21 protein-coding genes are annotated in these 22095 nt (G+C 62.6%); 8 read left to right on the forward strand and 13 right to left on the reverse strand.

The features are described from left to right. Positions 1–4: 4 nt before the first annotated feature. The gene (locus AC515T_RS05345) at positions 5–703 is read left to right on the forward strand and encodes an extensin-like domain-containing protein (RefSeq protein ID WP_496531694.1); all 699 of its coding nucleotides are present in this window, start codon (positions 5–7) and stop codon (positions 701–703) included. Between the two features lie 7 nt (positions 704–710). Here the strand turns inward: AC515T_RS05345 and AC515T_RS05350 are convergent, their stop codons facing one another. After that, positions 711–1331 carry an energy transducer TonB gene (locus tag AC515T_RS05350; protein ID WP_496531695.1) on the reverse strand — a complete coding sequence of 207 codons (621 nt, stop codon included), beginning with the start codon at positions 1329–1331 and terminating at the stop codon, positions 711–713. 91 nt (positions 1332–1422) lie between these two features. Here AC515T_RS05350 and AC515T_RS05355 point away from each other — a divergent pair, with 91 nt between their 5' ends. Next, positions 1423–2205 (forward strand): class I SAM-dependent methyltransferase, encoded by a 783-nt coding sequence (locus AC515T_RS05355; RefSeq protein ID WP_496531696.1) that lies wholly within the window; start codon positions 1423–1425, stop codon positions 2203–2205. Positions 2206–2463: 258 nt separating this feature from the next. Here AC515T_RS05355 and AC515T_RS05360 read toward each other — a convergent pair whose 3' ends face one another. Beyond that, positions 2464–3099: a TetR/AcrR family transcriptional regulator gene (locus tag AC515T_RS05360; RefSeq protein WP_496531697.1), complete on the reverse strand. Its 636-nt coding sequence runs from the start codon at positions 3097–3099 to the stop codon at positions 2464–2466. 93 nt (positions 3100–3192) lie between these two features. Here AC515T_RS05360 and AC515T_RS05365 point away from each other — a divergent pair, with 93 nt between their 5' ends. Together AC515T_RS05365 and AC515T_RS05370 are read left to right on the forward strand one after the other, a co-directional pair. Next, positions 3193–4293, forward strand: a complete 1101-nt coding sequence (locus AC515T_RS05365; protein ID WP_496531698.1) for an efflux RND transporter periplasmic adaptor subunit — start codon at positions 3193–3195, stop codon at positions 4291–4293. 6 nt (positions 4294–4299) lie between these two features. Further along, complete coding sequence (locus tag AC515T_RS05370) at positions 4300–7365, forward strand: efflux RND transporter permease subunit (RefSeq protein WP_496531699.1); 3066 nt, start codon at positions 4300–4302, stop codon at positions 7363–7365. 160 nt (positions 7366–7525) lie between these two features. Here AC515T_RS05370 and AC515T_RS05375 read toward each other — a convergent pair whose 3' ends face one another. The 4 genes from AC515T_RS05375 to plsB form a co-directional block, all read right to left on the reverse strand. Beyond that, positions 7526–8215 (reverse strand): DUF4197 domain-containing protein, encoded by a 690-nt coding sequence (locus AC515T_RS05375; protein WP_496531700.1) that lies wholly within the window; start codon positions 8213–8215, stop codon positions 7526–7528. 34 nt (positions 8216–8249) lie between these two features. After that, the gene (locus tag AC515T_RS05380; RefSeq protein ID WP_496531701.1) at positions 8250–8645 is read right to left on the reverse strand and encodes a YbaY family lipoprotein; all 396 of its coding nucleotides are present in this window, start codon (positions 8643–8645) and stop codon (positions 8250–8252) included. Between the two features lie 94 nt (positions 8646–8739). Beyond that, positions 8740–9117, reverse strand: a complete 378-nt coding sequence (locus tag AC515T_RS05385; RefSeq protein ID WP_496531702.1) for a hypothetical protein — start codon at positions 9115–9117, stop codon at positions 8740–8742. A 186-nt stretch (positions 9118–9303) separates the two neighbouring features. Then, entirely contained in the window at positions 9304–11802 is a 2499-nt protein-coding gene (gene plsB / locus AC515T_RS05390) for a glycerol-3-phosphate 1-O-acyltransferase PlsB (RefSeq protein WP_496531703.1), read from the reverse strand. A 226-nt stretch (positions 11803–12028) separates the two neighbouring features. Between plsB and AC515T_RS05395 the strand changes: the two genes are divergently transcribed. Further along, complete coding sequence (locus AC515T_RS05395) at positions 12029–12238, forward strand: cold shock domain-containing protein (protein ID WP_003198198.1); 210 nt, start codon at positions 12029–12031, stop codon at positions 12236–12238. Positions 12239–12383: 145 nt separating this feature from the next. On the opposite strand, the gene AC515T_RS05400 is transcribed toward AC515T_RS05395, so the two are convergent. The 3 genes from AC515T_RS05400 to dapE all read right to left on the reverse strand — a co-directional run bounded on the left by AC515T_RS05400 (position 12384) and on the right by dapE (position 14801). Further along, entirely contained in the window at positions 12384–12761 is a 378-nt protein-coding gene (locus AC515T_RS05400; protein WP_135843905.1) for a hypothetical protein, read from the reverse strand. Positions 12762–12840: 79 nt separating this feature from the next. Next, the gene (locus AC515T_RS05405; RefSeq protein WP_496531704.1) at positions 12841–13650 is read right to left on the reverse strand and encodes a putative RNA methyltransferase; all 810 of its coding nucleotides are present in this window, start codon (positions 13648–13650) and stop codon (positions 12841–12843) included. Then, complete coding sequence (gene dapE, locus AC515T_RS05410; protein ID WP_496531705.1) at positions 13650–14801, reverse strand: succinyl-diaminopimelate desuccinylase; 1152 nt, start codon at positions 14799–14801, stop codon at positions 13650–13652. The genes AC515T_RS05405 and dapE overlap by 1 nt, the downstream gene beginning before the upstream one ends. Before the next feature lie 370 nt (positions 14802–15171). On the opposite strand from dapE, the gene tcdA reads away from it, so the two are divergent. Continuing rightward, positions 15172–15990 carry a tRNA cyclic N6-threonylcarbamoyladenosine(37) synthase TcdA gene (gene tcdA / locus AC515T_RS05415; RefSeq protein ID WP_496531706.1) on the forward strand — a complete coding sequence of 273 codons (819 nt, stop codon included), beginning with the start codon at positions 15172–15174 and terminating at the stop codon, positions 15988–15990. Between the two features lie 141 nt (positions 15991–16131). Here the strand turns inward: tcdA and AC515T_RS05420 are convergent, their stop codons facing one another. The 4 genes from AC515T_RS05420 to AC515T_RS05435 form a co-directional block, all read right to left on the reverse strand. Further along, positions 16132–16536, reverse strand: coding sequence for a SufE family protein (locus AC515T_RS05420; RefSeq protein ID WP_496531707.1), 405 nt, complete (start codon positions 16534–16536; stop codon positions 16132–16134). Continuing rightward, positions 16533–17738 (reverse strand): aminotransferase class V-fold PLP-dependent enzyme, encoded by a 1206-nt coding sequence (locus AC515T_RS05425; protein ID WP_496531708.1) that lies wholly within the window; start codon positions 17736–17738, stop codon positions 16533–16535. The genes AC515T_RS05420 and AC515T_RS05425 overlap by 4 nt, the downstream gene beginning before the upstream one ends. Before the next feature lie 76 nt (positions 17739–17814). Then, the gene (dapD, locus tag AC515T_RS05430) at positions 17815–18849 is read right to left on the reverse strand and encodes a 2,3,4,5-tetrahydropyridine-2,6-dicarboxylate N-succinyltransferase (RefSeq protein ID WP_496531709.1); all 1035 of its coding nucleotides are present in this window, start codon (positions 18847–18849) and stop codon (positions 17815–17817) included. Positions 18850–18881: 32 nt separating this feature from the next. Then, positions 18882–19244 carry an ArsC family reductase gene (locus tag AC515T_RS05435; protein ID WP_053119206.1) on the reverse strand — a complete coding sequence of 121 codons (363 nt, stop codon included), beginning with the start codon at positions 19242–19244 and terminating at the stop codon, positions 18882–18884. A 296-nt stretch (positions 19245–19540) separates the two neighbouring features. Here AC515T_RS05435 and AC515T_RS05440 point away from each other — a divergent pair, with 296 nt between their 5' ends. After that, positions 19541–21187 (forward strand): Na+/H+ antiporter, encoded by a 1647-nt coding sequence (locus AC515T_RS05440; RefSeq protein WP_496531710.1) that lies wholly within the window; start codon positions 19541–19543, stop codon positions 21185–21187. Between the two features lie 341 nt (positions 21188–21528). Further along, the gene (locus AC515T_RS05445; protein ID WP_496531711.1) at positions 21529–21888 is read left to right on the forward strand and encodes a DUF6124 family protein; all 360 of its coding nucleotides are present in this window, start codon (positions 21529–21531) and stop codon (positions 21886–21888) included. Positions 21889–22095: the final 207 nt, after the last annotated feature.

A 22095-nucleotide genomic window follows, 5' to 3' on the forward strand; every position in this document is an offset into this window, starting at 1 on the left:
CATCGTGCGGTTTTTGAAAGCTCTTGCGGTCGTGGCACTGCTCGTTGGCGTTGCCGTGCTGGCGGTATGGCGCGGCTGGGTGGCGCTGCCGCCCCAATGGAATCCCTGGGCGCCGTTGGACGTCAATCTCGCGCCCAACCTGCTGACCCGCTTCAAGCTCATGGCCCTGCGCAACGACCCGCAACTGTGTGACCAGGCTCTCGCCACCTCGGGGCTGCGCACCGCTCGCCAGGCCGACAGCGGTGCCAATACGACATGCCCGTTGACCAATGTGTTGAGGGTGCAGGGCGGTGAGGTGGCGTTGAGCAGCAGTTTCCTCGCCAGTTGCCCCCTGGCAGTGGCGTTCGCGCTGTTCGAGCGCCATGGGTTGCAGCCGGCGGCAATGGCGGTTTACGGGCAGAAGGTGACGCGGGTCGATCACCTTGGCAGTTTCGCCTGCCGCAACATGTACGGGCGTGAGAGCGGTGCGCGCAGTCAGCACGCCACCGCCAGCGCGCTGGACATCGCCGGGTTTCGCCTGGCCGATGGGCGCACGATCAGCGTGCTCAGGGACTGGCCCAAGGACACTGCCGATGCGCGCTTTCTTCGTCAGGCCCGGGATGGTGCCTGCGATATGTTCAGTGTGGTCTTGAGTCCGGATTACAACGAGGCACACCGCAACCATTTTCATCTGGATGTGGGGCCATGGTGGATTTGTCGTTGATTTAGTGTCAGGCGGCGATGCGCAGGTTCTGCAGCACGATTGGACGCGCCCAGCGGGTGTCGAAGTCCAGTTGTTTCTGCTGCGCCACCAGCTCTTCTTCCGGGAATGGCGGGAACGGCTTGTCCAGCAGGTCGAGTTCGAACTCGGCGATTGGCAAGTGCAATGGGCGCGGTTGCGGTGCCGGGCCGGGCTCCGGCAGCGGTTGTCCGGCGGCGAGGACGAGTGGGCGAACCCAGTTGCTTTCGAAGGTCTGCTGTTTTTGCTGGGCGGCGATTTCTTCCGCTGGGAAGGGTGGGAAGGGCTTGTCCAGCAGGTCGAGTTCGAATTCGGCGATGGGCAGGAACAGCGGCTCAGGCGGCTTGACCGGTGTATCGGTTACTTCACAGGTGCGCTGGCTGACGATGTGCGCCAGCAGCTCCGCGCCGAGGGTCGGTTCAACGGTCTCATCGAGCGGCGCTGGCTGGTAGCTGCCAGGCGCCGGTGCGTTATCACCCAGTTGATCGGCCAGGGCCCGGGCAAAAAAATCCTGCCACAGGTGACTGACGCCGCTCAGTGCTTGGGTGTTGCGCAGGCTGTAATCGCCGTAAGGGGAGATAACGCCTATCGATGTGGATTGAATGTCTGACATTTTTCTCGGTCGACGCTCAGCTCTGGCAAAATGCCGTTCACCGTTGTTATCGGCCGTTTTTGCCGATCCTTAATTTTTTGAGCATGTTTCCATGAGTGAGCAACTTGCGGCCTGCCGTATCCATGTCGAGGCCCTGGCCCCGGCCTTCCAACCGCAGGCCAAGCACTGGGCCGAGCGGCTTGGCCTGCCTTTGCAAGTGGACGATGGCGAGTTTGCCTTGCAAGTCGGCGAGCAGGGCTTGCAATTGCAGCAATTGGGCCCGGATGCGCCAGGGCCGGTGCGCGTGGACTTCGTCGAAGGTGGCGCGGCGCATCGGCGCTTGTACGGCGGCGGCAGCGGCCAGATGATCGCCAAGGCGGTCGGGATTGCCCAGGGGGTGCGTCCGCGGGTGCTGGATGCCACGGCCGGGTTGGGCAAGGATGCGTTTGTGCTGGCCAGCCTGGGCTGCGACATGAGCCTGATCGAGCGCCAGCCGCTGATTGGTGCCTTGCTGGAGGATGGCCTGGCCCGTGGGGCCAAGGACGTCGAGGTGGCGCCGATCGTGGCGCGCATGCGTTTGCTCAAGGGCAATTCCATTGAGGTGATGCGCAACTGGGAAGGCGAACCGCCTCAGGTGATCTACCTCGACCCGATGTTTCCCCATCGTGAGAAAACCGCCCTGGTGAAGAAGGAAATGCGCCTGTTCCGCCCTCTGGTGGGCGATGACCCGGACGCCCCGGCACTGCTCGCCGCGGCCCTGGCCCTGGCGACGCACCGGGTGGTGGTCAAGCGGCCGCGCAAAGCCCCGTGCATCGAAGGGCCGAAGCCGAGCCATGGGCTCGATGGCAAATCCAGTCGCTACGACATCTACCCGAAGAAAGCGCTCAAGCCTTGAGACCGAGTTGTCTGCATCGCGAGCAAGCTCGCTCCCACAGGAGGGTGGGGGTGGGGCCAGGTTTTGTGAGCGCCTCGGTCAAATTGTGGGAGCGAGCCTGCTCGCGATAGCGATTTGTCTGAGGCGGTGATGTTGGCTGTGCCATCGCCTTCGCGAGCAAGCTCGCTCCCACATTGGATAGGTGGTGTTCATCAACCCTGTGGGAGCGAGCTTGCTCGCGATGAGGCCCTTCCAGCCAGCGAAAGGCTAGCGTTCGAGCTAAGGCCGATAAGCCCGCATGAACAACCCCACCACTTCCTGCACATGAGCCTCGGCGGCTTCCGGTTCCGGCGCCGCGCCGCAGCCAGTCAACAACCGGAAATTCGCTGCGCCCTTGATCAGGCAGAAAAAATGCTCGGCGGCATTGCGCGGTTTATCGATGCTCAGGACGCCGCTCTGGTTGACCTTGTTCAGCAGCCGCTCCATGCCTGAGAGCATCCGCTGTGGGCCTGCGTCATAGAAAATCGTCGACAGCTTCGGGTCCTGGCTGCCCAGGGCCATGATCAACCGATGCAGGTTCAGGGATTCGTCGCTGTTGATCAGTTGGTTGAACCCGCGGGCGATGTTCAACAACACCTGTTCGATCGGAACGCCGTCAGGCCATTCATAAAACAGCGGCGGCACCTGCTCTTCACATTTGGCCATCACGGCAGCGGAAAACAGCGTCTCCTTGTCGTTGAAATGGCTGTAGACCGTCAGCTTCGACACCCCGGCTTCGGTGGCGACGGCGTCCATGCTGGTATTGGCGTAGCCCATGCTCAGGAACAGGCTTTTCGCCGCGTCGAGAATGGCCTGGCGCTTGGCCAGGTCTTTGGGGCGGCCAGGGCCGCTGGGGGGGGAGGGATTGTTCGACATTCTTCGCTTTAATACTGGACTGGTGAGTTTGCTATTAATAACATACTCGCCAGTATAATTATTCCAAGCACCATTAGCGAAAGGTCACTCGTCATGTTCCGCTATGCCCTGCCCCTCGCCGTGCCAGTCACCCTGGCTTTTTTATTGTCTGCGTGCGGTCATGACGAGCCGGTGCCCGTCGCCGTGCGCCCCGCCATGGTGGTCAAGCCCGAGCCGTCGGCCCAGGTGATGGACAGTTACCCCGGCGAAGTGCGGGCCCGTTTCGAGCCCGACCTGGCTTTTCGCATTGGCGGCAAAGTGAGCCGACGACTGGTGGAAGAGGGCCAGCGGGTCAAGACCAACCAACCGCTGGCCGAGCTCGATCCCGAGGATGTGCGCCTGCAACTGGAAGCGACCCGTGCCCAGGTCGCGGCTGCCGAGGCCAACCTGAACCTGGTTCGCGCCGAGCGTGACCGCTACAAAACCTTGATGGAGCGGCAGATGGTCAGCCGCTCCCAGTACGACAACGCCGAAAACCTTTATCGCTCTGGCACCGCACGGCTCAAGCAGATCAAGGCCGAGTTCGATGTCGCCAACAACCAGGCCAGCTATTCGGTGCTGCGTGCGCCCCAGGATGGCGTGGTGGCCCGGCGTTCGGTGGAGGTCGGGCAGGTGGTCTCGGCCGGGCAAACCGTCTTCACCCTGGCCACCGACGGTGAGCGTGAAGTGCTGATCAGCCTGCCGGAACAGGGTTTTGGCCGGTTCAAGATCGGCCAGCCGGTCTCGGTCGAACTGTGGAGCCAGCCCGACCAGCGTTTCAGCGGGCGTATTCGCGAACTGTCGCCCGCCGCCGACCCCAAGTCCCGTACCTTTGCCGCCCGCGTGGCCTTCACTGCCGGCAGCGTTCCGGCCGAGCTGGGCCAAAGCGCGCGGGTGTTTATCCAGACCGCCGACAAGGTGCCGCTGTCGGTGCCTTTGTCGGCCCTGACGGCTGAAAACGGCGCGACGTATGTCTGGGTGGTCAATGCCAACAACACCGTGAAAAAAGTCCCGGTGCGGGTCGGCGCCTTCGGCGAAAAGGCCGTGCCGGTGCTCGAAGGCCTCAGCCCCGATGACTGGGTGGTGGCTGCCGGTGTGCATGTGCTCCTCGACGGCCAGCAGGTGCGACCGGTGGATCGCTCCAACCGTGTGGTCAACCTGACGGCCAAGGAGTAATCCGCGATGGGTTTCAATCTTTCCGAATGGGCGCTGCGTAACCGCCAGATCGTACTTTTCCTGATGCTGTTGCTGGCCATCGTCGGTGCGCTTTCCTACACCAAGCTCGGCCAGAGCGAAGACCCGCCGTTCACCTTCAAGGCCATGGTCATCCGCACCAACTGGCCAGGCGCCACGGCCGAGGAGGTTTCGCGACAAGTCACTGAGCGCATCGAAAAGAAGCTGATGGAAACTGGCGATTACGAAAAGATCGTCTCGTTCTCCCGGCCGGGGGAGTCCCAAGTGACCTTCATGGCCCGAGACTCCCTGCATTCGGCGCAGATTCCCGAGCTGTGGTACCAGTTGCGCAAGAAGATCAGCGACATCCGCCACACCTTGCCGCCGGGTATCCAGGGGCCGTTTTTCAACGACGAATTCGGCACCACCTTTGGCAATATTTACGCACTGACCGGCGATGGCTTTGACTACGCCGTGCTCAAGGACTACGCCGATCGCATCCAGCTCCAGTTGCAGCGGGTCAAGGACGTGGGCAAGGTCGAGCTGCTCGGCTTGCAGGACGAGAAGATCTGGATCGAATTGTCGAACGTGAAACTGGCGACCCTCGGCCTGCCCTTGGCCGCGGTCCAGCAGGCCCTTGAAGAGCAAAACGCGGTCTCCACCGCAGGCTTCTTCGAAACCGGCAGCGAGCGCTTGCAGCTACGGGTTTCGGGGAATTTCCAGACCGTGGAAGAGATCCGCAACTTCCCGATCCGGGTTGGCGATCGTACGTTCCGTATCAGCGACCTGGCGGACGTGCGCCGTGGTTTCAACGACCCGCCGGCACCCCGCATGCGCTTCATGGGCGAAGACGCCATCGGCCTGGCCGTGGCGATGAAGGAAGGCGGGGATATCCTGATTCTGGGCAAGGCCCTTGAAGTCGACTTCGCCCGCATCCAGAACACCCTGCCGGCCGGCATGCAACTGCGCAAGGTGTCGGACCAGCCGGCGGCGGTGAAGACCGGGGTCGGCGAGTTCGTCCAGGTGTTGGTGGAAGCGCTGACCATTGTGTTGCTGGTGAGCTTCTTCTCCCTCGGGCTGCGCACCGGGATGGTGGTGGCCCTGGCGATCCCGCTGGTGCTGGCGATGACGTTCGCCGCCATGTACTACCTGGGGATCGGCCTGCACAAGATTTCCCTCGGCGCGCTGGTATTGGCCCTGGGGCTGCTGGTGGACGACGCGATCATTGCGGTGGAGATGATGGCGATCAAGATGGAGCAGGGCTATGACCGGATCAAGGCCGCCAGTTTCGCCTGGACCAGCACCGCATTCCCGATGCTCACCGGTACGTTGATCACCGCGGCCGGCTTCCTGCCGATCGCCACCGCGCAATCGGGCACCGGCGAATACACCCGCTCGATTTTCCAGGTCGTGACCCTGGCCTTGCTGGCCTCCTGGGTGGCCGCCGTGGTGTTCGTGCCGTATCTGGGGGAAAAGCTCTTGCCGGACCTGGCGAAAATTCATGCGGCCAAACATGGCACGACTGACGGCCAGACCGACCCTTACGGCACGCCGTTTTATCAGCGTGTCCGGCGGATGGTGGAATGGTGCGTGCGTCGCCGCAAAACCGTCATCCTGCTGACCGTGCTGTTGTTCGTCGGCTCGGTGGTGTTATTCCGGTTCGTGCCCCAGCAGTTCTTCCCGGCCTCGGGGCGGCTGGAGCTGATGGTTGACCTGAAGTTGCAGGAAGGCGCCTCCCTGAGCAATACGGCCGAACAGGTCAAGCGCCTGGAAGCGCTGCTCAAGGACCATGCCGGCATCGACAACTACGTGGCCTACGTCGGCACCGGTTCTCCGCGCTTCTATCTGCCGCTGGACCAACAACTGCCGGCCTCCAGCTTCGCCCAGTTCGTGGTGCTGGCCAAGACCATCGAAGACCGCGAGCCTTTGCGCAGTTGGTTGATCGCGACCCTGAACGAACAATTTCCGACCCTGCGCTCGCGGGTCACGCGCCTGGAAAACGGTCCGCCGGTCGGTTATCCGGTGCAGTTTCGCGTCACGGGTGAGCACATCGAAGAAGTCCGGGCCTTGGCGCGGAAAGTGGCGACGAAAGTTCGCGAAAACCCCTACGTGGTCAACGTGCACCTGGACTGGGAAGAACCGAGCAAAGTGGTGTACCTGAATGTCGATCAGGACCGCGCCCGGGCCCTGGGCGTCAGCACGACCGACCTGGCGAGTTTCCTGCGCAGCTCCCTCACCGGTTCCAGTGTCAGCCAGTACCGGGAGGACAATGAACTGATCGAAATCCTGCTGCGCGGTACGGTGCATGAGCGCACCGAGCTGTCATTGCTGCCGAGCCTGGCCGTGCCGACCGACAACGGCAAGAGCGTGGCCCTGTCGCAGATCGCGACCCTGGAATACGGCTTCGAAGAAGGCGTGATCTGGCACCGCAACCGTCTGCCGAGCGTGACCGTACGGGCCGATATCTACGGCAAGGAACAGCCGGCGACCCTGGTGCAGCAGATATTCCCGACCCTGGAGCCGATTCGTGCCGAACTGCCGGACGGTTACCTGCTGGAAGTGGGCGGTACGGTGGAGGATTCGGCCCGTGGCCAGAAATCGGTGAATGCCGGCGTGCCGTTGTTCATCGTGGTGGTGTTGACGCTGCTGATGTTGCAACTGCGCAGTTTCTCCCGCACGGCCATGGTGTTTCTCACCGCGCCCCTGGGGTTGATCGGCGTCACGCTGTTCCTGCTGGTGTTCCGCCAGCCGTTCGGTTTCGTCGCCATGCTCGGCACCATCGCGCTGTCGGGGATGATCATGCGCAACTCGGTGATCCTGGTGGACCAGATCGAGCAGGACATCAAGGCCGGGCTGGCGCCCTGGCAGGCGATTATCGAAGCCACGGTGCGCCGCTTTCGCCCCATTGTGCTTACTGCACTGGCCGCGGTGCTGGCGATGATCCCACTGTCGCGCAGCCTGTTCTTCGGGCCGATGGCCGTGGCGATCATGGGCGGCTTGATCGTGGCCACGGCGTTGACGCTGTTGTTTCTGCCGGCGTTGTATGCAGCGTGGTTCAGGGTCAAGAAAACCTGATAACCGCAGGCTGATTGTTTAATGTGCCGCCGCCTTCGCGAGCAAGCCCGCTCCCACATTCGACCGTATTTCCATGGAGGAACGCGGTTAAATGTGGGAGCGGGCTTGCTCGCGAAGAGGGCGTGACAGTCAATCAAGATGCTGGATTGAAAACCCCGGATCAGAGAGTGCCGAAAACCTTCTTCGCCAAACTGGTCGCCGCAGCCGCCGGGTTCTGGCGAATGGTGGCTTCCTGTTTGCCGATCATTTCGAACAACCCATCCAGTGCCTGTTCGGTCACGTAGTTTTCGATGTTGGCGCTCTTGGCATCCAGCACGCCGAACGTCGCGGCCTGGCCGGCGAAGGCATTGTATTTCTGGGCCACGCCGACCTTGTCGGTGGCTTGCTTGACGATAGGCAGGAACTTGGCGCGGATCTGCTCGCGGCTGCTCTTGTTCAGGTATTGCGTGGCCGAGTCTTGGCCGCCGCTGAGGATGCCCTTGGCATCGCTCACGCTCATGTTTTTCACGGCATTGACCAGAATCGGCTGGGCCTGGACCACGGCGGCTTCAGCGGCCTGGTTCATGCTGGTTTCCAGTTGTTCGACCTGTTCACCCATGCCGAAGGCCTTCATCTTGCTGGCGACTTTGCCCAGCTTGCCTGGCAGCTCGATCTTCACATCCGGGTTGTTGCTGAAGCCGCCGGGTGTGCCCAGTTGCTTGACCGCCACTTGCGCGCCTTGGGTCAAGGCGTCCTTGAGGCCACCGGTGGCATCTTGTTGCGACAGGTCGCCCAGGGACAGGGCCATGGCATTGGCGCAGATCAACAGGCCCGCGCACAGGCCGGTGAAACGGAGGGTGGAGCGGAGCATGATGGCGTCCTTGAAAAAAAGTTGGAAAAAGCAATCAGCGTGCGGCGTTGACGCGGATCTTCAACGGCTGCGGATCCTTGCCATCGAGTTGCACGGCGTGTTGTTCGGTGGTGATGAACATCAACTGGCCATCCACTTCGATGCGGGCGCTCACGGCATAACGATGGCCGGGCTTGACCTGGGCGGGATCATAACTGAGGTGGAACGGCAGTGGGACCTGGCCTTTGACCGGGCCGCTCTGCTCATCGAGCACCACCGCAGGGGCGTCGGCCAGGGAAACGTCCTGAAGGCTCACGCTCAAGGTCGCGTTGGGCGGCAGGGCAATGCGTTGCAGATAGAAGACTTCCCCATCGAGGGACGCAGAGGGTGGGGTTGTCGATTGGCAAGCGGCCAGCATGGCCATGGATGCAAGCAGAGCGAGTTTTTTCATGGGGAAGCACCTGGCTCATTGACGCTTGCTACACACGGGCGTCAATGAGCATTTAGCGGATTTGCGTCCAAGCATCCCTGCGTAACGTCGCGGCTCAGGAACCGAACACGGGCGCTTGAACAGTTTCAGCCAGCGATGCTGGCGCCAGGCTCAGGAGGATGTCAACGTGTTGATCGGTGCCATCCCAGGTGAAGGCCTGTTCGGTATCAAGGAAAAGAGCGGTATCGCCTCGGTACATTTGCGCTTTCACCGAGAGTTTCTCGCCCACGGACGCCGTCTCGGCACTGACCTGGAAGCGATATTGCCAAGGCTGCCGGAGGGGCTCCCTTGGCGCCATGTTGGAGCCCTGGCCGCCGCTGGCGCTGATCTGCACACCGTCGGCATTTCGAACACTGATTTCGGCACGGCCGGCTTCCGGGAGTTCATAGCCTTCGGGCAGTTGCAGGGTGAGGGTGAGGGTGATGATGTTCACGTTGAATTCCTTTTCACTACGTCGACATTGACGTGAGCTCATCCTAGAGGCCGGCTCCAAAGTTCTCTGTAGGTCTTTTCTTCGTTTGACGTCGCTTTGGCCGCTGCGCGGCGTCGGAGTACGCCTGTCGACTGACCGATGCACTCACCGCAACCGTTCCCTGTTCACGGTGAGTGATCGTAAATGTCAAAGGTCGGGGCTGACGGCGACCTCCGCCGCATCTTCACTGCGATGCAACGCCACCTGGCGAATCGACAGGCGAATTTCCGCCGGCAGCACCCGCTTGGCCGCGCCTTCGGCCAGTTCGCCCAGCAGTTCGTGGTAGCCGAGTTTGCCGGCCTCGTCGCGGCGCAGTACATCCAGGTCCAGCATCGTCTGGATGAAGTGACGGAACAGGCTCTTGTCGAAAAATTCCGGCGCATTCAGGCCATGCAGGATCGACAGGCGCTGAGCCATGACGGTGCAGAGGTCTTCCAGTTCTTCGGCGCTGACGGTGTTCTGACCGCTGTTGAGCAGCAGCGAGACGGTCATGTAGAAGCGCTGCAAGGTCTGGGCAATGCTTTTCGACAGCAGGGTCAGCAGCACGAAGTGCCGCGAACTCGGCGCCGGACGCAGGTACAGGTCGTTTTCGAAACGCAGCAGGCCCTGTTCGACGAATGCGTCGAGCCACTGGTCGACCACGCCGTCCAGCGCTTCCAGCGACCAGCGAATGAACAACTCCGATTGCAGGTACGGGTACAACGCGTGGGTGTAGCGCAGGATCTGCTCGCGGCTCATGCGCGAGCTGCTCTGGAAGAAGCTCGCCAGCAACGCCGGCAGGGCGAAGATGTGCAGCACGTTGTTGCGGTAGTAGGTCATCAACACCGCGTTCTGCTCGTCCAGGTACAGAATCTTGCCCAGGGCGTCGCTCTGTTCCGACAGCAGGTCCATGCCTTTTACGTGTTCGATCAGCGCTCGACCATCGCCTTCGGGCAGGGTGGTATGGGGCGAGTACGGGACTTTGCGCAACAACGCCAGGTACAGGTCGAGCACGCGGGCCATGGCGCGGTCGTCCAGGGCCAGGCGGCTGGTGGACAGCAGCGCCAGGGCGACGAGGTTGACCGGGTTGATGGCCGCGGCTTCGTTCAGGTGCCGGGCCACGCGCTCGCCGAGGCGGTGGGTGGTCGCGTTGAGCCAGGCTGGTTTGAATTGTGGGCCCAGTTCCTGCTGGCGCCAATCCGGCTGTTCACCGTCGAGGAATTCCGCCAGCTTGATCGGTTCGCCGAAGTTCACCGCCACCTGGCCGAAGCGCTGCTTGAGGGCGCCGATGACTTTGAAGATGTCGAAGATCGATTCTTTCTTCTTGCTGGCCCCGCGCAGTTCGCCCAGGTAGGTGCGGCCTTCCAGCACCCGTTCATAGCCGATGTACACCGGTACGAAGACGATGGGCATGCGCGAGGAGCGCAGGAAGCTGCGCAAGGTGATGGCGAGCATGCCGGTCTTGGGTTGCAGCATGCGTCCGGTGCGCGAGCGACCACCCTCGACGAAGTACTCCACCGGAAAGCCTTTGGTGAACAGCGTGTGCAGGTATTCGTTAAACACCGCGGTGTAGAGCGGGTTGCCCTTGAAGGTGCGGCGCATGAAAAACGCTCCGCCTCGGCGCAACAGGCCACCAATCACCGGCATGTTGAGGTTGATGCCGGCGGCGATGTGCGGTGGTGTCAGGCCGTTGCGAAACAGCAGGTACGACAGCAGCAGGTAGTCGATGTGGCTGCGGTGGCACGGCACGTAGATGACTTCGTGGCCCTGGGCGACGTTCTGCACGCCTTCGATATGGTTGACCTTGATGCCGTCGTAGATCTTGTTCCAGAACCAGCTCAGGACCACTTCCAGGAAACGGATCGCGGTGTAGGTGTAGTCCGAGGCGATCTCGTTGCCGTAGCGCAGGGCCTGGGCCTTGGCTTTTTCCGGGGAGATCTTTTCCCGTTCGGCTTCCTCGGCAATCGCCTGCTTGACCAGCGGCTGGTTCAACAGGCCCTTGACCAGGTTGCGTCGGTGGGAGATGTCGGGGCCGATGACCGCCGCTTTCAAATTGCGGAAGTGCACCCGCAGGATCCGCTGGGCCATGCGCACGGTGCGTTCGTGGCCTTTGTCGTGCTTGATCAGTTCACGCAGGTGGATCGGTGCGGAGAATTGCACGCGGGTCTTGCGCCCCAGGATCATGATGCTCAGCAGGCGGCGCAGGCGCCCGGTGACCGCCCAGCTGTCGGCGAACAACAGCTTCCAGGGGCTGGATTCGCTGTCGGGCGACTGCCCCCAGAACACGCTGACCGGGATGATCTGGGCGTCTTCTGCGGCATTGTGGGTCAGTGCGTCGACCAGTCGCGTCAGGGTGGGCGGCGCGCCGCGTTTGTCCTGGCGCCCGATCCAGTCCGGCGCGGGTGTCAGGTAGAAAAACGCCGCCGGTTCCAGCAGGTTGCCCACGGACACCGGCAATACCGGACGGGGCAGGCCGGCCTTGGTGCATTCGGTATCGAGTACTGCCAGATCGGTGAGCGAAGGATCTTGCAGGACGTAGAACACCGGACGACTGCGGTCGAGGTTGAGGGTGAAGGACGACTGGTTGATGGTCTCGGAGCGAACCCAGAGGTACAACAGTCGGCGCAGGGTGCCAAACACAAGACGGCGGAACGGGGAGCGGGTCATACGGCTTCTGCATGAGTGGATAAGATCAAGCGGCCGCTAGTGTGCCGGATTCGTCGAAAATCGGCAAAAAAGCGGCGAAGTAAAGTCAGTTGAGAGTTTTTACGTGTGACATATACTCGGCCAGTGACTGCCACGGCCCTTCTTATGGACGGCTGGACGGCAGCTAACGTTCGTACGGCTTTCCCTCGAAAAGCCGACTCAAAAAATAAAAATGGGAGTGAGCATCATGGCAGCACGGGAAACCGGCAGTGTGAAGTGGTTCAACGACGCCAAGGGCTACGGCTTCATCCAGCGTGAAGGTGGGGCGGATGTGTTCGTGCATTACCGCGCCATTCGTGGCGAAGGCCACCGTTCACTGACCGAAGGCCAGCAGGTCGAGTACGCGGTGGTGGAAGGGCAGAAGGGCTTGCAGGCTGAGGATGTGGTGGGGTTGTAACCCGTAACATCCACAACAGATCTCCTGTGGGAGCGGGCTTGCTCGCGAAAGCGGTGTGTCAGGCAATATCTTCATTGGCTGATACACCGCTTTCGCGAGCAAGCCCGCTCCCACATTTAGATCCAGGTAGGCCCTGAGACTAGGATCACGCCGTCTTCCAGGTAATCTCTTCTTCCCCATCGGCGCTGATGCGAATCCAGCGATCCGCCGACTCTTCACCTTCCTCTTCCACCCACGAGCCAGGTGCACAGCGCACTTCGACATTCAGTGCGGCGAAGGCGGCGCGGGCGCAGGCGATGTCGTCTTCCCACGGGGTCTGGTCGCTTTCCAGGTAGAGGCTGTTCCATTTGCCGACGGCCTTGGGCAGCCAGGTCACGGGGACGTTGCCGGCCTTGCACTTGTAGGTCTGGCCTTTCTGCACCCAATCGCTGCACGGGCCCAGCGCCTGGCCGAGCCAGGCGGCGATGGCCTTGTGGTCGACGTCGGCGTCCTTGAGGTAAATCTCGATATCGGGTTGGCGCATGGATGTCCTCGCTGCGGTCTTGAAAAATCCATTCGCGGATTTAACTGGCCCCGGACGGTTGCCCGAGGCCCAAGGTTAATTATTGAACAATGAAATAATCGTAGCGCATCGACACCGTGACCTCGAACGCCTCGGCCTGCTCGATCACGTTGGCGCGGCGTTCGGCGCTGGCGCGCCAGCCGTGGGGCGTCATGGCCAGCAGGTTGGCGCGGTCCTGGCCGTTGTCGAGGGTCAGCTTGAATTCGAGGGTTTCGCTGTGATCCAGCGCCATGCCCGACGGCACCAGGGCCAGGTGCTTGTCGTCGGTGTATTCGCGCACCTCGTCATACAGGCGCTCGCGCAATTCCATCAGATGGCCGGCGGTGGGGCCGACTTTCATCAGACCACCGCCGGGGCTGAGCAGGCGCTTGGCCTCTTGCCAGTCCAGCGGGCTGAACACGCTGGCCAGAAACTGGCAGCAACCGTCCGCCAACGGCACCCGGGCCATGCTGGCGATCAACCAGGTCAGTTGCGGGTTGCGTTTGCAGGCGCGCTTGACCGCCTCGCGGGAAATGTCCAGGGCATAGCCATCGGCGTGGGGCAACGCCTCGGCGATCTGCGCGGTGTAGTAACCCTCGCCGCAGCCGATGTCCAGCCAGCGCCCGGGCGCGCGTTCGGCGGCCAGTTCCGCCAGGCGCCGGGCGACCGGGGCGTAGTGTCCGGCGTTGAGGAAGTCGCGGCGGGCTTCGACCATCGCCTGGTTGTCGCCGGGGTCGCGACTGTTCTTGTGCTGCACCGGCAGCAGGTTCAGGTAACCCTGGCGCGCGCGGTCGAAGCGGTGCCCCGCCGGGCACACCACGCCGTTGTCCACCGCGTTCAGCGGTTCACTGCAGATCGGGCAGGCGAGCATCAGGCGAGCAACTTGATCAGCGTCTTGTAGTAGATCTCGGTCAGCACGTCGAGATCGGCCGCCAGCACGCGCTCGTTGACCTGGTGGATGGTCGCGTTGACCGGCCCCAGCTCGACCACTTGCGTGCCCATGGTGGCGATGAAACGACCGTCGGACGTGCCGCCGCTGGTGGACGCCTGGGTCTCGCGCCCGGTGACGTCCCGGATGCTCGACGACACTGCGTCCAGCAAGGCCCCCGGTTCGGTGAGGAACGGCAGGCCGGACAGTGCCCAGTCGATGTGCCAGTCCAGTTGATGCTTGTCGAGAATATCGGCGACGCGCTGTTGCAGGCCTTCGACGGTGGATTCGGTGGAGAAGCGGAAGTTGAACACCGCTACCAGGTCTCCCGGGATCACGTTGGTCGCGCCGGTGCCGGAGTTGAGGTTGGAGATCTGGAAACTGGTGGGCGGGAAGAAGTCGTTGCCGTGGTCCCAATGCTCGGCGGCCAATTCGGCCAAGGCGGGCGCGGCGAGGTGGATCGGGTTCTTCGCCAGGTGTGGATACGCCACGTGACCTTGCTTGCCGCGCACGGTCAGTTTTGCGCCGAGGGAACCGCGCCGGCCATTCTTGACCACATCGCCCACCAAGGTGGTGCTCGACGGTTCGCCGACGATGCACCAGTCCAGCCGCTCCTGGCGGGCCTTGAGGCGTTCGACCACGGCTTTGGTGCCGTGGTGGGCCGGGCCTTCTTCATCGCTGGTGATCAGGAAGGTCAGCGAGCCCTTGTGGTCCGGGTAGTCGGCGACGAACCGTTCGGCCGCCACCACCATCGCCGCCAGGCTGCCTTTCATGTCCGCCGCGCCACGGCCGCAGAGCATGCCCTGTTCGTCGATGACCGCATCGAACGGGTCGAGCTGCCAGGCCTGCACCGGACCGGTCGGCACCACATCGGTGTGCCCGGCGAAACACAGCACCGGGCCGTCATGCTTGCCGTGGCTGGCCCAGAAGTTATCCACGTCCTCGATACGCATCGGCTCGAGTGTGAAGCCCGCGTTGCCCAGGCGCTGCATCATCAGTTTCTGGCAATCGGCATCCACCGGCGTCACGGACGGACGGCGGATCAGGTCGCAGGCGAGTTGCAGGGTCGGCGAGAGGTCGGCGTGGGCCGTCATGGAAAACTCCGGAAAGCTGGAAAGGAGATCACAGTCCCTGTGGGAGCGGGCTTGCTCGCGAAGCTTTTAGCGTCAGTGATGACGCCTTCGTGAGCAAGCCCGCTCCCACAGGTCCTGAGTGCGACCGTTGAATTGTATTCGGTCGAGGCTTACAAAATGGCGGTTATCTTATAGCAAAACGACCACCATGGGCCCTGGTGCTGGTCAGTTGGAACACAAATCCTGTGGGAGCGAGCTTGCTCGCGATGGCAGTGTGTCAGTCAACATCACTGCCACGGATCCACCGTCATCGCGAGCAAGCTCGCTCCCACAGAGGTTTTGCTTAATTTGCTGTGGCAAAGCCCTATAATGCGCGCCGGTTTTTGGGGTAATGGTCATGAGTACAGAAGATCCAAGGTTTGCCGGCATCGCCCGTTTGTACGGCATCGAAGGCCTGGAGCGCCTGCGGGCGGCCCATGTGGCGATTGTCGGCGTCGGCGGTGTCGGTTCCTGGGCGGCGGAAGCCATTGCCCGTTGCGGCGTGGGCGAGATTTCGCTGTTCGACCTGGACGATGTCTGCGTCAGCAACGCCAACCGCCAGCTGCACGCCCTGGACAGCACCGTCGGCAAGCCCAAGGTCGACGTGATGGCCGAGCGGCTGCGGGGGATCAACCCCGACTGCAGCGTGCACGCGGTGGCCGACTTCGTCACCCGCGACACCATGGCCGAGTACATCACGCCGAACATCGACTGCGTGATCGACTGCATCGACAGCGTCAACGCCAAGGCCGCGCTGATCGCCTGGTGCAAGCGCCGCAAGATCCAGATCATCACCACCGGCGGTGCGGGCGGGCAGATCGACCCGACGCTGATCCAGGTCTGCGACCTCAACCGTACGTACAACGATCCACTGGCCTCCAAGGTGCGCTCCACCTTGCGCCGCGACTACGGCTTCTCCCGCACCGTGACCCGCCACTACAGCGTGCCCTGCGTGTTCTCCACCGAACAACTGCGCTACCCGAAACCGGACGGCAGCATTTGCCTGCAGAAGAGTTTTGTCGGCGACGGCGTCAAGCTCGACTGCGCCGGTGGGTTTGGTGCGGTGATGATGGTCACGGCGACATTCGGCATGGTCGCGGCGACCAAGGCTGTGGATAAGATCGTGGCGGGTGTGCGGCGGCCGGCGGACAGGGTCAAGCCCGGGCAGTGATCGCTCTTGTGGCGAGGGAGCTTGCTCCCGCTGGGTCGCGAAGCGGCCCTGAAACCGGGCAACGCGGTATGTCAGGCAGATTGAGTTGACTGCTTTTGGGACTGCTGCGCAGTCCAGCGGGAGCAAGCTCCCTCGCCACGGTTATTGCGTCAATTCGCGCATCCGCTGCAACACCGCATTCAACCCATTGCTTCGCGACGGCGACAGCTGCCGCGACAATCCCAACTGATTGAACCAATCCGGCAAATCCACGTGCTGCAACTCGTCAGCGGACAACCCGTTGACCCGCGCCAGCAACAACGCCACCAACCCCCGGATCAACCGCGCATCGCTGCTGGCGGAAAACTGCCAGTGCCGGTCGTGCAAGCGACCCACCAACCACACCTGGCTTTCACAGCCGTGGACGAGGTTGGCGTCGCACTTGTCCTCGTCGCTCAACGGCGGCAGGCGTTCGCCCCATTGCATCAGTAGCCGGGCCCGTTGTTCCCAGCCCGAGGCTTCCTGGAAAATCTGCAGCGCGGAGGAGGCCTCGGCAGGCAGATTCATCGGAGCATCTCCAACGCCTGGTCCAGTGCCTCGAAGAAGCGTTCGAGATCAGCAGAGTCGTTGTACAGCGCCAGTGACACCCGAATCGCCCCGGACAGCTTCAAATGCTTGAACAACGGCATCGCGCAGTGATGCCCGGCGCGCACGGCGATGCCCTGTTCGGTCAGCAGGTGCGCCAGGTCGGCGTTGTGGATGCCTTCGACCACGAAGCTGACCAGGGCCAGGCGCGGGTTGCCCAGCAGGCGAATACCGTTGCGGGCCAGCAGGCCATGGAGCAGGTAGTCATGCAGCGCCGCCTCATGCTCGATGACCGCCTGCGGGTCGAGGTCGGACAGGTAATCCAGGCTCGCCCCCAGGCCGATCACGCTGGCAATCGGTGGCGTGCCGGCTTCGAAGCCCAGCGGCGCCGCCCGGAAGGTGGCGGTGTGGTAATCGGCCTGTTGCACCATTTCGCCGCCGAATTGCCAATGGCGCAGGGTGCCAAGGGCTTCGGTACGGCCAAACAGCACGCCGAGACCGTCGGGGCCGTAGAGTTTGTGGCTGGAAAATACATAGAAATCGCAGCCCAGCGCCTCCACGTCGTGGCGGCCATGGACCACGCCTTGGGCGCCGTCGATCACCGTCAGCGCGCCGTGGGCCTTGGCCAGTGCCAGCAGCGCCGGCACCGGCTGCCAGGCCCCCAGCACATTGGATAACTGGCTCACCGCCAGCAAGCGTGTACGGGGGCCGATCAGTTCGGCGGCGGCGCTTGAATCGATCACGCCGTCGGCATCCAGTGGCAACACCACCAGGGTCAACGAACGGCGCTCGGCCAGTTGCTGCCACGGCAGCAGGTTGGCGTGGTGTTCCAGAGCGCTGATGACGATCTCATCGCCCGGGTTGAATAAATGTTCCAGCCCGTAGGCCAGCAGGTTCAGCGCCGAAGTGGCGCCGTGGGTGAAGACCACCTGCCCGCAGTTTCCGGCATTGAGCCATTGCGAGACCTTGAGGCGGCTGTCCTCGAACGCCTGGGTGGCATGTGCGCCCGGCAAATGTTGCGCGCGGTGCACGTTGGCCGCGCCGTTGGCGTAGTAGTGCGTCAGGGCATCCAATAGGGCTTGGGGTTTTTGCGTGGTGGCGGCGCTGTCCAGGTAGGTCTGGCCTTGCCGTTGCAGGGCGGCGATGGCCGGGAAATCGGCACGCCAGGGGGATTGGATCAACATGCTTTCGGGCCCTGCTGGAGTTACGCCGGACCCTGTGGGAGCAAGGTTGCTCCCACAGGTGAGGGTGTGACGCGGCTTAGTTGTGGGCGTGCAGTGCTTCGTTCAGCTCGATGGCCGACTTGTGCGTCTTGCATTCCACCGCGCCGGTCTCGGAGTTGCGACGGAACAGCAGGTCGGGCTGGCCAGCCAGGTCGCGGGCCTTGACCACTTTCACCAGTTGGTTGTTTTCGTCCAGCAGGGCGACTTTGGTGCCGGCGGTCACGTACAGGCCCGACTCCACGGTGTTGCGGTCGCCCAGGGGGATGCCGATGCCGGCGTTGGCGCCGATCAGGCAGCCTTCGCCAACCTTGATCACGATGTTGCCGCCGCCCGACAGGGTGCCCATGGTCGAACAACCGCCGCCCAGGTCCGAACCCTTGCCGACGAACACGCCCGCCGAGACACGGCCTTCGATCATGCCTGGGCCTTCGGTGCCGGCGTTGAAGTTGACGAAACCTTCGTGCATGACCGTGGTGCCTTCGCCCACGTAGGCGCCCAGGCGGATCCGCGCGGCATCGGCGATGCGCACGCCGGCCGGGACCACGTAGTCGGTCATTTTCGGGAACTTGTCCACCGAGAACACTTCCAGCAGCTCGCCACGCAGGCGGGCTTCGAGCTGGTGCTCGGCCAGTTCGCTCAGATCGATCGCGCCCTGGCTGGTCCAGGCCACGTTCGGCAGCAGTGGGAAAATGCCGGCCAGGTTCAGGCCGTGGGGCTTGACCAGGCGATGGGACAGCAGGTGCAGCTTGAGGTAGGCCTCAGGGGTGGAGCTCAGTTGGGCATCTTCGGCCAGCAGGGTGGCGACCAGCGGCTTGTGGCTTTCAGCCAGGCGAGTCAGCAGCTTGGCTTGTGCGGCATCGACGCCCTTGAGGGCTTCGGCCAGTTGCGAGGCCTGGGTGGTGGTGAAGGTGATGGCCTGGTTGCCTTCGCTGTAGCCAAGGATCGGCGCGACAGCGGCAACGATCTCAGCCGACGGCTTGAGCAGCGGCTGTGCGTAGAACACTTCCAGCCAGGCGCCTTCGCGGTTTTGGGTGCCGACGCCGAAGGCCAGGCTGAACAGGGTAGTGGACATGAAATTACCTCTACAAAATGGACTGGGCAGGCTTACTTGATCTCTGCCGCATAAATATCTGGCTTGAAGCCAATCAGGGTTCGGTCACCGAGATCGAGCACCGGGCGCTTGATCATCGAGGGTTGGGCGAGCATCAGTTCGATGGCTTTCGTCTGGTCGAGATCGGCTTTGCGTTCGTCGTCGAGTTTGCGAAAGGTCGTACCAGCACGGTTCAACACCACTTGCCAGCCATGCTCGTTGCACCATTGGGTCAGGTGCTCACGGTCGATGCCGGCGGTCTTGTAGTCGTGAAAGTCGTAGTGCACAGCGTGATCATCGAGCCAGGTGCGCGCCTTTTTCATCGTGTCGCAGGCTTTGATGCCGAAAAGGTGCAACGTTTTGCTTGAATCGGTCAAGGAACTGCCCCCTTTGCAGGTGCTGAAAGTAAAAGGTGAAGGATTATGCCATGACCGGACGGTTTCGCGACGGCCCAGATCGGCATGCTCCCAAACCTGTGGGAGCGAGCTTGCTCGCGATGGCGGTCTTACATCCAGCATTGATGTCGGCTGATACACCGCTATCGCGAGCAGGCTCGCTCCCACAAGGGTGGGCTGCGACATAGGTGTAACGGCCAGGCTCATGCTAAGCGGTTAATATGGCACTTCAACGGCAAGCTGTTGCCGGATGTGTGTGGCTGCAATTGGAAACCGTTATGCAAAGCGCTTATACCGTCCTGATCCTGTTGATGCTGGTGGGCGTTTCGCGCCTGATCGGACGGTTGATCCCGCTGCCGTTGCCCCTGGTACAGATCGGCGCTGGTGCCGTGTTGGCCTGGCCGTCCCTGGGTCTACATGTGGCCCTCGATCCTGAGTTGTTCCTGTTTCTGTTTCTGCCACCGCTGCTGTTCTCCGACGGCTGGCGCATGCCCAAACGCGAGTTGTGGCGCCTGCGCGGGCCGATCCTGACGCTGGCGGTGGGGCTGGTGTTGTTCACGGTGGTGGGCGCCGGTTACTTCATTCACTGGCTGCTGCCGAGTATCCCGTTGCCGGTGGCCTTTGCCCTGGCCGCGGTCCTGTCGCCGACCGACGCGGTGGCGGTGTCGGCGATTGCTCGCGACCGTCTGCCCGCACCTTTGATGCATATGCTCCAGGGCGAGGCGTTGATGAACGACGCGTCGGGCCTGGTGACGTTCAAGTTCGCCCTGGCGGCGGCGATCACCGGGGTGTTTTCCCTGGCGGGCGCGAGCCTGGCCTTCGTCCTGGTGGCGGTCGGCGGCCTGCTGGTCGGTGTGGCCCTGAGTTGGTTATTGGGGCGCTTGCGGGCCTGGATGGTGGCGCGCGGCTGGGACGATCCGGCCACCCATGTGGTGTTCATGTTGCTGCTGCCGTTCGCGGCCTATGTGCTGGCTGAACGCTTGGGCGCCTCGGGCATTCTCTCGGCGGTGGCGGCGGGGATGATGCAGAGCTGGCTCGACCTGCTGCCGCGTCAGACCGGCACGCGGCTGCTCAATCGCAGCGTATGGTCGCTGCTGGAATTCGCCTTCAACGGCTTGATCTTCCTGCTGCTGGGCCTGCAACTGCCGGACATCATCAAGGCGGTGACCAGCCACGAGACGACGCTGTGGCCAACGCTGTTCTACCGCTGCCTGGAGGTGGTGGCGATTTTCCTGGTGCTGCTGGTGCTGCGGTTTGTCTGGGTACAAAGCATCTGGCGGCTGTCCGGGCTGTTACGTCGCTGGCGTGGCGAGAACGAACTGACGTTCGTGCCGACTGCGCGCTCCTGCTGGTTGCTGACCTTCGGCGGGGTGCGCGGTGCGGTGACGTTGGCAGGTGTGCTGTCGGTGCCGTTGCTGCTGGGGGCGGGCGAGGCGTTTCCCGAGCGCGACTTGCTGATCTTCATTGCCGCCGGGGTGATTCTGTTGTCGTTGATCGCGGCCTGCATCGCCCTGCCATTGCTGTTGCGAGGTATCGAGAAGAGCCCCGATGACAAGCGCCGCACCGAAGTGCGTGATGCCTGGCGTAAAACCGCTGAAGCGGCGATCCATGCGTTGGAAGTGGAGGAGCCGGCCGAGCTGTCCAGTACACCCGATGCGGCTCAGGCCGCACTGGCGACCGAGGTCAAGGCGCGCTTGATGTCTGAATATCGCCATCAGTTGGAGGTGTTCAACGACTCCGCCGAAGCCCAGGCGCTGGCGTTCGAAATGGACCTGCTGGAACGCCGGTTGCGCTTGAAGGCCTATCGGGCGCAGCGGCTGGAGTTGTATCGCCTCAGCCGTCATCACCAGATTGGGGATGATGTGCTGCGAGAGGTGCTGGGGGAGTTGGATCTGGCGGAGGCGAATTTGGGGTTGGGTAAATAGCCGCCATGGCGCAAAGCCAATGGTGGTCTGTCAGACGCACCGAAGTTTCCGACAAGTTTTTAAGGTTGTCCGTCGGAAGCGAGGGCTCTAGCCTCTGGGTGTCGCTGCCAATTCAGCGACCGGACGTGAGAATCCGATCCTCCCTAGTAGGCGCGTAGGCGCCGACCATATAAAGTGCAGGCGCTTTTCGTCTGGGCATTATGTTATGGCGGCTGTGCGCGGGCATGCTTCGGCATGGCCGGGCTTCCTAGGGGCTTGGATTCTCACCCCGCGTACGGCTGCCACCCTCCGGTCCGTGAGAAGACTCGGTGGCGGCTCCCAATTTCCCTAGGAGCAATAGCATGACTAAAGAAACGCCTAATCCTCCAAAACCGGCCTCCACTTTCCCCTACGGCGACTACGCCCCCGAAAAGCTGCAAGAAGCCGCTGATCGTGCGCTGGACCATTACCTCAAACCTGACGACAGCGAGTCAGAACCCCAACCCTCGGTACAGTTGTTCACCGTGTCGGACAGCGTTGATACCGAAGCCCTGCTAGCCAACCTCAGCGAAACCCTAGCTTCGGCCAATGCGATGCTCAACGACCTGGCGTTTGGCCTGGAAGGCTCGCGGCGGCATGTGGCGTTGGGGGCGGCGCAGATGATTGAGTTGGGGACGTTGTTGGCGAACAAGGCTTTGGATCGGGTAGAGCTGCGGACCTGATGTAATAAGTACCGGCCTCATCGCGAGCAAGCTCGCTCCCACAATGGATGCGTGTTGTTCACAGAACTTGTGATCGACACCAGCCCCTGTGGGAGCGGGCTTGCTCGCGAAGACGTAGGCCCATCCAACATGGATGCAAGCTGAACCACAGAAGATTTGTGGTGTTCACAGATATGGGTCGACACCAAACCCCTGTGGCGAGGGAGC

It is taken from the genome of Pseudomonas sp. FSO-7 (assembly GCF_059579345.1).